General features: G+C 70.9%; 9 protein-coding genes, 1 tRNA gene and 1 pseudogene. All 11 read left to right on the top strand.

Annotated elements, in window-relative coordinates; all coding sequences use genetic code 11:
• Positions 1 to 393, top strand: coding sequence for a MaoC family dehydratase (locus A8711_RS10115; RefSeq protein WP_030501620.1), 393 nt, complete (start codon positions 1 to 3; stop codon positions 391 to 393).
• A 127-nt stretch (positions 394 to 520) separates the two neighbouring features.
• Positions 521 to 593 (top strand) — tRNA-Trp (locus tag A8711_RS10120).
• 214 nt (positions 594 to 807) lie between these two features.
• Positions 808 to 1,215: a preprotein translocase subunit SecE gene (gene secE, locus A8711_RS10125; protein ID WP_030501619.1), complete on the top strand. Its 408-nt coding sequence runs from the start codon at positions 808 to 810 to the stop codon at positions 1,213 to 1,215.
• 35 nt (positions 1,216 to 1,250) lie between these two features.
• The gene (nusG, locus tag A8711_RS10130; protein ID WP_069088046.1) at positions 1,251 to 1,973 is read left to right on the top strand and encodes a transcription termination/antitermination protein NusG; all 723 of its coding nucleotides are present in this window, start codon (positions 1,251 to 1,253) and stop codon (positions 1,971 to 1,973) included.
• A gap of 187 nt (positions 1,974 to 2,160) precedes the next feature.
• Positions 2,161 to 2,592, top strand: a complete 432-nt coding sequence (rplK, locus tag A8711_RS10135; protein WP_013288647.1) for a 50S ribosomal protein L11 — start codon at positions 2,161 to 2,163, stop codon at positions 2,590 to 2,592.
• An 88-nt stretch (positions 2,593 to 2,680) separates the two neighbouring features.
• Entirely contained in the window at positions 2,681 to 3,397 is a 717-nt protein-coding gene (gene rplA, locus A8711_RS10140; protein WP_064446621.1) for a 50S ribosomal protein L1, read from the top strand.
• A gap of 83 nt (positions 3,398 to 3,480) precedes the next feature.
• Positions 3,481 to 4,371 (top strand): ATP-binding cassette domain-containing protein, encoded by an 891-nt coding sequence (locus tag A8711_RS10145; RefSeq protein ID WP_069088047.1) that lies wholly within the window; start codon positions 3,481 to 3,483, stop codon positions 4,369 to 4,371.
• Entirely contained in the window at positions 4,368 to 5,057 is a 690-nt protein-coding gene (locus tag A8711_RS10150) for a hypothetical protein (RefSeq protein WP_069088048.1), read from the top strand. Before A8711_RS10145 ends, A8711_RS10150 begins: the two co-directional genes overlap by 4 nt.
• 317 nt (positions 5,058 to 5,374) lie before the next feature.
• On the top strand, positions 5,375 to 5,923 hold the full coding sequence (gene rplJ, locus A8711_RS10155) for a 50S ribosomal protein L10 (RefSeq protein ID WP_013288643.1): 549 nt from the start codon (positions 5,375 to 5,377) through the stop codon (positions 5,921 to 5,923).
• 54 nt (positions 5,924 to 5,977) lie between these two features.
• Positions 5,978 to 6,367, top strand: a complete 390-nt coding sequence (rplL, locus tag A8711_RS10160; protein ID WP_043328232.1) for a 50S ribosomal protein L7/L12 — start codon at positions 5,978 to 5,980, stop codon at positions 6,365 to 6,367.
• Between the two features lie 572 nt (positions 6,368 to 6,939).
• Positions 6,940 to 8,219: pseudogene (locus tag A8711_RS10165) on the top strand (DNA-directed RNA polymerase subunit beta); the annotation flags it as partial.

The following is an 8,219-nucleotide window of genomic DNA, read 5'->3' on the forward strand; positions in this document are numbered from 1 at the left end:
ATGGAGCTGCCCACCCAGACGTACCGGGTGACCCGCGCGGACCTGGTCCGCTACGCGGGCGCCTCGGGCGACTTCAACCGGATCCACTGGAGCGACCGCGTCGCCACCGACGTGGGGCTGCCGGGCGTCATCGCCCACGGCATGTTCACCATGGCCCTGGTCGGCCGCGCGGTGACCGGCTGGGCCGGCGCGCCGGACGCGGTGGTCGACTTCGGCGTCCGGTTCACCCGGCCGGTGGTCGTCCCGGACACCGACGAGGGCACCGAGATCGAGGTGTCGGCGGTGGTCAAGGAGGTCACCGAAGACGGTCTGACCAGGCTCGACATCACCGCCACCTGCCAGGGCGAGAAGGTGCTGTCGCAGGCCCGGGCACTGATCCGCACGACGCGCTGAGGGTCCGCCCGACGCGCGAGGGGCAGACCGGTTGGGAAAGTCGCACGACTACCCGTACACTGGTCCGCCGTGGGGCAAGTGACCCCCGCTCGGCACAGTGTGTCCGGGTGGAGGTGAGTTGCCGCACAGGGGTGTAGCTCAATTGGCAGAGCAGCGGTCTCCAAAACCGCAGGCTGCAGGTTCAAGTCCTGTCACCCCTGCGCCTCAGGCCTGACCGTTCCGTGGGTCGCGTCGCCCTCACCGGCGGCGTCCGGCCCGTGGTGGTGGCACCGGTGGGGTGGTTCCGAGGCGCTCGGGCCCTCCCGGCCGGTCCGCCGGCCGCGGCCCGTCGCGGGACGGTTGGTCCGGCCGGCGTGACCAACACGCCGCGCACGCCGCCCGGCGTGCGACCCCATATCCCGCACGGAGGGCGAAGTGGCCAAGAGCAAGCGCCGCGGCGAGGACGACGGCGACGAGCGTCTGAACGACGACGCGACCGTCGACGGCGTGGCCGACGACGACGTGGCCGACGACGACGCCACCGACGCGGACGAGCCGGTCTCCCGGGGCGGCACCGCGACCCGTAAGCGGGCGCAGGCCGAGCCGGCCGAGGGCCGGAAGACCCGCAAGGACACCGAGCGGATCGGGCTGTTCGCCCGCATCGCGCGGTTCTTCCGCGAGGTCGTGGCAGAGCTGCGTAAGGTCATCTGGCCGACCCGCAAGGAGCTGCTGACCTACACGGCCGTGGTGGTCACCTTCGTCGCGGTGATGCTGGCGATCGTGGCCGGCCTGGACTACGGCTTCGCCAAGGCGGTGCTGTGGGTCTTCGGCGAGCCGAGCTGACCTGCGGACAGCGATACTGACGGAAGTGAGCGAGCGTGCCTGAGTACGACGAGACCGCCGGAACCCCGGACGACCAGTCCACGGTGGCGACGGCGGCCAACAACGAGTCGGTCGAGGCCGCCAGCGAGCCGGAGTTCCCGACCACCGAGCCGGACCCGGACGAGGACTTCGACCCGGTCGCCGAGCTGCGCCAGAAGCTGCGCTACGCGCCCGGCGACTGGTACGTGGTGCACTCGTACGCCGGCTACGAGAACAAGGTCAAGACCAACCTCGAGACCCGGATCACCTCCCTCGACATGGAGGACTTCATCTACCAGGTCGAGGTGCCGACCCGGGAAGAGGTCGAGGTCAAGAACGGCAAGCGGTCGCAGGTCCAGGCGAAGGTCTTCCCGGGCTACATCCTGGTCCGGATGGAGCTGACCGCCGAGTCCTACTCCTGCGTCCGGAACACCCCGGGGGTCACCGGCTTCGTCGGCGCGACCGACCGGGCCGACCGGCCGGCGCCGCTGAGCCTCGACGAGGTGCTCAAGTGGCTGGCCCCGGCGGTCGAGACCGAGCAGAAGAAGGCCAAGCCCGAGGTCAAGGTCCTCGACTTCGAGGTCGGCGACTCGGTCACCGTCACCGACGGCGCGTTCGCGTCGCTGCCGGCGACGATCAGCGAGATCAACGCCGACCAGCAGAAGCTCAAGGTGCTGGTGTCGATCTTCGGCCGGGAGACGCCGGTCGAGCTGAACTTCAACCAGGTCGCCAAGATCTGACGTACGTCGGCACCGGCGGCCCGCCCCTTCCGGGGTGGCCGCCGGTGCGCCGTTTCGCCACCCACCGACCTCGGCGCGGAGGGTGGCCGACGGCTGCGCTACCCTAGAACGTCGGCTGTCCGCACCGCGCTGACCGTGCGCGCCCGCGGACCGGCGAGAATCCCAGTTTCAAGCCCCAGGAAGAGACATGCCTCCGAAGAAGAAGCTCGTCAAGACGTTCACGCTTCAGCTGCCGGCGGGCCAGGCCACCCCGGCGCCGCCGGTCGGCCCCGCGCTCGGCCAGCACGGCGTGAACATCATGGAGTTCTGCAAGTCCTACAACGCGCAGACCGAGTCCCAGCGGGGCGACATCGTCCCCGCCGAGATCAGCGTCTACGAGGACCGCACGTTCACCTTCGTGCTGAAGACCCCGCCCGCCGCCCGGCTGCTGATCAAGGCCGCCGGTGTGCAGAAGGGCTCGGGCGTCCCGCACAAGGAGAAGGTCGGCTCGGTCACCCGCGCCCAGCTGCGCGAGATCGCCGAGAAGAAGATGGCGGACCTCAACGCCAACGACATCGACCAGGCCGAGAAGATCATCGCCGGCACCGCCCGGTCGATGGGCCTGACCGTCGCCGACTGATCTCGCTCCACCGCTCCACCCGATCTTTCTGTTCGTGGGAGGGCCGCGTACGCCGCGCGCCCGCCAGAGACCACAGGAGTCACCAGAAATGCAGCGCAGCAAGAGCTACCGCAAGGCCGCCGAGGTCATCGACCGGTCGAAGCTCTACACCCCGGTCGAGGCCGTCAAGCTGGCCAAGGACACCACCAACACCAAGTTCGACGCCACGGTCGAGGTCGCGATGCGCCTCGGCGTCGACCCCCGCAAGGCGGACCAGATGGTCCGCGGCACGGTCAACCTGCCGCACGGCACCGGTAAGACCGCCCGCGTGATCGTCTTCGCCGCCGGCGCGAAGGCCGAGGAGGCCGTCGCCGCGGGTGCTGACGAGGTGGGCACCGACGAGCTGGTCGCCCGCATCCAGGGCGGTTGGCTGGACTTCGACGCGGCGATCGCCACGCCCGACCAGATGGCCAAGATCGGCCGGATCGCGCGGATCCTGGGCCCGCGCGGTCTGATGCCGAACCCGAAGACCGGCACCGTGACCATGGACGTCACCAAGGCCGTCTCGGACATCAAGGGCGGTAAGATCACCTTCCGGGTGGACAAGCACTCCAACCTGCACCTGATCATCGGCAAGGCCTCCTTCTCCGAGGCCCAGCTGGTCGACAACTACGCCGCGGTGCTGGACGAGGTGCTGCGCGCCAAGCCGTCCGCGGCCAAGGGCACGTACCTCAAGAAGGTCACCCTCACCACCACCATGGGCCCGGGCGTCCCGGTCGACCCGAAGGTCGTGAAGAACCTGCAGGAGGCCTCGACCGAGGCCTGAGCAACCAGCACGTCCCGGACGGGGCTCCGCCACCAGGTCGTGGCGGGGCCCCGTTCGTCTGTCCGGTGTGGCAGTCTCGGCGCATGCGGCTCGACGGCGTGTGGTTCCGCTACCACCGGCACGGCCTCTGGGTCCTGCGGCAGGTCGACGTCGCCGTCGGCCCGGGTGAGGTCGCCGTGGTGCTCGGCCGCAACGGGGCCGGAAAGTCCACGTTGCTTCAGCTCACCGCCGGGGTGCTGCGTCCGTCCCGGGGCCGCGTCGCCGACCGGCCGCGGGTGGTCGGCTGGGTGCCGGAGCGCTTCCCCGCCGACCAGCCGTTCACCGTCGGGGCCTACCTGACCGCCATGGGCCGCGTCGCCGGCCTGTCCGGTCCCGCCGCCGACCGGGCGGTGCGCCACTGGGTCGAGCGCCTCGGCCTGGCCCGGTTCCACGACGTCCGTCTGCCCCGGCTGTCCAAGGGCACCGCGCAGAAGGTCGGCCTGGCGCAGGCGCTGCTGCGCCCGCCCGGCCTGCTGGTGCTCGACGAGCCCTGGGAGGGGCTGGACGCCGCCGCCCGCGAGGCGGTCCCCGAGATCATCGGCGAGGTGCTGGCCGCCGGTGGCGCCGTACTCGTGAGCGACCACCGGGGCGAGACCGTCCGGCTGCCCGGTGCCCGGCACTGGTCGGTCACCGACGGCACGGTGACCGAGCAGGCCCCGTCGGGCGGCGCGGCCGTCGCCGTGGTCGAGCTGGCGGTGCCGGCCGCCGGGCTGGCCGCCGCCGTCGCCCGCCTGCGCGCCGACGGCCACCAGATCCTTCGGGTACGCGACCACGCCGTCCCGCCTCCGGCCACGCACCCGGTGCCGGCCTCCGTCGGCCCGTCCGCCGATGACGACTGCCCGGATGCGGACGCGCTATCCGGCCCGGTGGGCCGCGTTGACGCCGGGGCCGGGGACTCGGGCCGCACCGGGCCGGCGCCGGAGGTGGCCCGGTGATCGCGCTGGTCCGGCTGCGGCTGGCCGGCTTCCTGCGTACCGGACGGGCGCTGGCGCCGGTGCTGGCCGGCCTGCTCGTCCTGGGCGTCCTCCACGGCGGCGGCCGGGCCCGCCCGGCGGAGGCCTACGGCGTCTCCGCCGTGGTCCTGTTCCCGGTGCTGGCCTGGCAGACCAAGATCCTGCTGGACGTCGAGCCCGACGTGCAGCGCCGGCTGGCCCGGGTGGTGGCCGGGCCGGGCCGGGAGTGGGCGGCCGGGCTGCTCGCCGCGCTGGTGGCCGGGCTCGCCGTGGTGGTGGTCGCGCTGGCGCTGCCGTGGCCGCTCGGCGGGGTGACCGCGGCCGTCGCGCCGGGGGAGCGGCCGGTGCTCGTGGGGGTGACGCTCGGGCTCTGGGCGCACCTGCTCGCCCTGCCCGCGGCGGTGGCGCTCGGCGCGCTGGCCAGCCGGGCCGTGACCCGCAGCGCCGGCTACGGGGTGGCGGTGCTGGTGACCGGCGCGGTCGGGGTGGTGGTGCTGGGGCTCTCCGGCTCGGTCGCGCCGTGGCTGGCCCCACCGGTCATGGCGACCGCGCGGGAGGTCACCGGGCCGGTCGCCACCGGTGCCGGCCTGCTGCTCACCGGCTGGGCGGCGCTCTGGGCGGCGGTGGCGCTCAGCGGCTACGCCCGGGCCCGCCGCACCCGGGCCTGAGGCGCGGTGACCGGGAGCACCGGGGCGCGATTTGGCGCTGCGGTCCCGGTCGCGTAACCTGGTGCGGTAGTTCCACCCAAAGACCGCTGGTCACCGTGCCCCGGCACGGTCGAAGGTCCCGCGACGACGGGCGACCCGCGCAGGGCGGTAAGCGAAAATCGGTGTCATGCATGGTCCGCCGACTGTGCCCGTGCCGCCGGCCCTCGCCCCGTGCGCCCTGCGCCGGGGCTTTTTCGTTGTCGTGATGCCTCCGCCGCCGCCGTCGAGCCTTGGCTCGTCGCCGGCGTACCAGCTCCGAGCAACGAGAGAGGAGGGACATGGCGGACAAGCCGATCCGGGCCGACAAGGCCACGGCCGTCGCCGAGCTGACCGAGAGCTTCCGCAACGCGGGGGCGACCGTGCTCACCGAGTACCGCGGGCTCACGGTTTCGCAGCTCACCCAGCTGCGGCGCTCGCTCGGCAAGGAGACCAGCTACACGGTCGCGAAGAACACGCTTGCCAAGCGTGCCGCGGCCGATGCGGGCATCTCCGGCCTCGACGAGCTGTTCTCCGGTCCTACCGCGCTGACTTTCGTTTCGGGCGACGTCGTCGAGGCGGCGAAGGGGCTTCGCGACTTCGCGAAGGCCAACCCGAAGCTCGTCATCAAGGGCGGTGTCTTCGAGGGCAAGGCCATTTCCGCGGCCGAGGTCACGAAGCTCGCCGACCTGGAGTCCCGCGAGGTGCTGCTGGCCAAGCTGGCCGGCGCGATGAAGGGCAACCTGAGCAAGGCCGCGGCCCTGTTCCAGGCGCCGCTCTCCAAGGCCGCCCGCGCGGCGGCCGCCCTGGCGGACAAGAAGCGCGAGCAGGAGGGCGCCGAGGCGGCCTGAGGCCCTCCCGGCGCACCACGTTCTTAGTTTTCATTGCGAGAAAGGACGCCAGACATGGCGAAGCTCAGCACCGACGAGCTGCTCGACGCGTTCAAGGAGATGACGCTGATCGAGCTCTCCGAGTTCGTGAAGCAGTTCGAGGAGACCTTCGAGGTCACCGCCGCCGCTCCGGTCGCCGTGGCCGCGGGCGCCCCGGCCGCCGGCGGCGCTGCCGCCCCGGCCGAGGAGGAGAAGGACGAGTTCGACGTCATCCTCGACGCCGACGGTGGCAAGAAGATCCAGGTCATCAAGGTCGTGCGTGAGCTGACCGGCCTGGGCCTCAAGGAGGCCAAGGACCTGGTCGAGGCCGCGCCGAAGGCCGTCCTGGAGAAGGTCAACAAGGAGACCGCCGAGAAGGCCAAGGCCAAGCTCGAGGGCGAGGGCGCCAAGGTCACCATGAAGTGACCTTGCTCCACCTGACGCGCGTCCGGCTCACGTGAGCCGGGGCACACCGCGTCGCGGCGGGCGGTGATCCGGAATCGGATCGCCGCCCGCCGTGTTGGTGGTCCCGGACGGCAGCGGTGTGAGCAGGGCGTACGACGGCCCGTGTGCCGGCTGGTCAGTGGCGTCTGTCGGTAGCCCGTCGGTGGGAAAGACACCCCGACCGGTAACCGGCCCTTGACGCGGCACCGGCCTGCCAGGCACGCTGACATCAGCAAGACTTTCCGCGCTTGCAACGGCCGCCACTCGGGTAATGGCAACGGCAGCACCGCCGCCGCGGCACCCGAGCGGACCGGCAGGAGCGTCGCGTTCCGAGCGGCCCGGACGACCCGGTTTTCCGAGGTCCCAGGGCTTGTTCCGCGACGACCTGCGGGGTGGGCTGGACAGCGGTTAGCCTCTCGGCTACACTGCTAGTTTGCGCTGCCTTCCGACTTGACCCCTGCTCGGAAATGTCCGTTTACGGATAATTCTGGTGGGGTCATTGGAGTGCACGCGTACCAGCCGTTCTGCAGCACCGGTCCTCGGAAGGACGCATCTTGGCAGCTTCCCGCCCTGCGAAGACCAGTCGTACGTCGAGCGCATTCGCGCCCCGCCGAGTTTCTTTCGGTCGGATCACCGAACACCTCGAGGTCCCCAACCTCCTCGCCATCCAGAACGAGTCCTTCGACTGGCTCGTCGGCAACGAGGCTTGGCAGGGCCGGTCGGCGGACGACCCGCACGCACGCTCGGGTCTCGCGGAGATCCTCGACGAGATCAGTCCCATTGAGGACTTCTCCGGCACCATGTCGCTCTCCTTCTCGGCTCCGCGCTTCGACGAGGTCAAGGCCTCGATCGAGGAGTGCAAGGAGAAGGACCTCACCTACTGCGCGCCGCTGTTCGTGACCGCGGAGTTCACCAACAACACCACTGGCGAGATCAAGAGCCAGACCGTGTTCATGGGTGACTTCCCGATGATGACGCCGAAGGGCACCTTCATCATCAACGGCACCGAGCGCGTCGTGGTCAGCCAGCTCGTCCGCTCGCCGGGCGTGTACTTCGACAAGCAGCCGGACAAGACCTCCGACCGCGACCTCTCCAGCGTCAAGGTCATCCCGAGCCGGGGTGCCTGGCTGGAGTTCGACATCGACAAGCGCGACACGGTCGGCGTTCGCATCGACCGCAAGCGCCGCCAGGCCGTCACCGTCCTGCTCAAGGCCATCGGGTGGTCCGCCGAGCGCATCCGTGAGAAGTTCGGCTGGTCCGAGCTCATGATGACCACGCTCGAGAAGGACCACATCGCCGGCCAGGACGAGGCCCTGCTCGACATCTACCGGAAGCTCCGCCCCGGCGAGCCGCCGACCCGTGAGAACGCCCAGACCCTGCTCGACAACCTCTTCTTCAACCCGAAGCGGTACGACGTCGCCAAGGTCGGGCGCTACAAGTTCAACAAGAAGCTCGAGCTGGACGTGCCGATCACCACCGGCACGCTCACCGAGGACGACATCGTCGCCACCGTGGAATACCTCTGCCGGCTGCACGCCGGTGAGGAGGGCTACGAGGCCGACGACATCGACCACTTCGGCAACCGTCGCCTGCGTACCGTGGGCGAGCTGATCCAGAACCAGGTCCGGGTGGGTCTCTCCCGGATGGAGCGGGTCGTCCGCGAGCGGATGACCACCCAGGACGTCGAGGCGATCACGCCGCAGACCCTGATCAACATCCGCCCGGTGGTGGCGGCGATCAAGGAGTTCTTCGGCACGTCGCAGCTGTCCCAGTTCATGGACCAGACCAACCCGCTGGCGGGCCTGACCCACCGGCGCCGGCTGAGCGCGCTCGG

The sequence above is a fragment of the Micromonospora sp. II genome (genome assembly GCF_001709195.1).
GTDB classification, from domain to species: domain Bacteria; phylum Actinomycetota; class Actinomycetes; order Mycobacteriales; family Micromonosporaceae; genus Micromonospora; species Micromonospora chalcea.